Raw genomic sequence first — 1821 nt, 5'->3', positions numbered from 1 at the left:
CCTGACCCGCTCACCTTCCTGCAGCGTCAGTGATGCCTTCTGCCAGAGGCGGTAACTGCTGTCGATGGCGCTTATCGAAAGCCCCCTTCGGTTCCCGTTTGCGTCCTCGACCGACAATTTGTGGGTCTCCTTGCTTGAGCCCACCACCGTCATGCGCTCAAGAACCTGCTTGCCCTCTACCCGCTCCAGCACCATTCCCACCTTGTAGGTGCTGCGGTTTTGCCGCGTGCCGGCGTCCAGCCACACGGGCGAGAGCGTATCAACCGTCCTGAGCGTGGCGCCGAGCACACCTTCCTCACCCAGCGCGGTCCGAATGGCCTGCGTTAATTGGGCGCGCGTGCGGGCATTGCCCGCCTGCGCCACCACTGCCAGCCCGGCAGCCGCCTGCTTCGCCACGTGCCGGGCGGCAACCTGCAGGCGGTCATCCACCGTATCCTTTTGCACCAGCGTCACCGTGGCATTTTCCTGGCGCTCGGCGGTTTTGAGCTGCGTGACGCCGGCGGCGCGCAGCACCTCGGCGCCGAACCCGGTTGCACGCCGCGCATGCGTATCCAGCACGATGGCCACCCCCTGACTGCGGTCAACCGCCTGAAGCACCTGATGGAGCTGCGGCACGCTCAGCTGCTCCGACTCGGGCAGCAATACCTGCGAAGACGCGGGCAGGCCGCGCTCGGCGACCTCCTCCACCGTCATCACCGTGCCCACGTCCGCCCCCTTCAGGCGCGACCGGGCTGCCCGGCTCGCCACCACCACCACGCTCTCGCGCCCGGCCTGCGCCGCCGCCTCACCAAAGCGCGCCAGCAGGTCGGACTGAAACGCCTGGCCGCCGCGCGCATCGATGAGCGTCAGCCCCCTGCCTGCCTGCGCCCACTGCGCGACGATGCCGGTCGCCTGCGCAGGCGCAGGCGTATCCGCCCGCCCCGCGGCCAGCCGGGCGGCAAGCTGAGACAATCGCTGCTCGTCCCGCACGTGTGCCGCCGACGTAAACAGCGTTTGCGCACCGTCCACTGCCAGCAGCGCGCCGCGCGCCACCGCGGTCTCGATTTCCGCGCGCACGGCGCCATACACCCCTTCGCGCATCGGCAGGCGACCCAGCGCCGCGGTCAGCACTGCGTCAATACCAAAGCGAACCGCGCTTTTGGACACGACGGCTATCGCCTGCTCCACGGCCTGCACCGGTGTCATGGCATCGTCCTGCGCCGCCTGACGCTGCGTGCGGGCCGCCAGCAGCGCGGCCGCGGCGGTCTGCGGCGCCGGCTCCACCTCTTTACCCTCTGCCCGCGCGTCAACGCCCGTTTTAAAAGCCGCGTAATCAAAGCCGAGCTCATCCTTCAGCTTCTGCCGCCAGTAGTCGCGTACGTCATCCATGCTGGTAAAATCCTTTGCCTTGCGGGTATCGAGCGCCGCCCGGGTTTTCTCCCGGCTGCCGGCATCCATCCCCACCGCGGCGAGAATGTCCCGGCGCCGTGACGAGAAGGGTTCGGTCGGTACCCCGTCAACTTCATACATGCCGTGCGGGCCGGCGTCACGCAGCAGGTAGCCGGCAGCGTCAAGTTCGCCGCGCATAAACCCGCGGTACATCGCGCCGATACTCACCTGCTCCTTCCAGAGGATGTTGTTAAAGCCACTGCCGGCCCTGGTATCACTGGAGAGCGTTTTCCAGCCGCCGGCCGCCAGTGTGGCGTTGGCCACGATGGCGTGGGTATGCAGCTGCGGGTCGAGGTTGCGCGAGGTGTCGTGCAGGAACGTCGCCACCACCAGGTTGCCGGTCTGCTCAAGCGCGCTGACGCCGTCCGTCATGGTGCGCGTCGAGGCAAACTT

At 67.8% G+C, this 1821-nt stretch carries 1 protein-coding gene; it reads right to left on the bottom strand.

Annotated features, from left to right (window positions below):
* The coding region (mobF, locus tag AC4PR2_RS28625; RefSeq protein ID WP_492176015.1) for a MobF family relaxase at positions 1-1821 on the bottom strand (1821 nt) is incomplete at both ends.

The sequence above is a fragment of the Serratia sp. A07 genome (genome assembly GCF_058725505.1).
The sequence above is the reverse complement of the archived record's forward strand: the minus strand, read 5'-3'. Positions and strand labels throughout refer to the sequence as shown.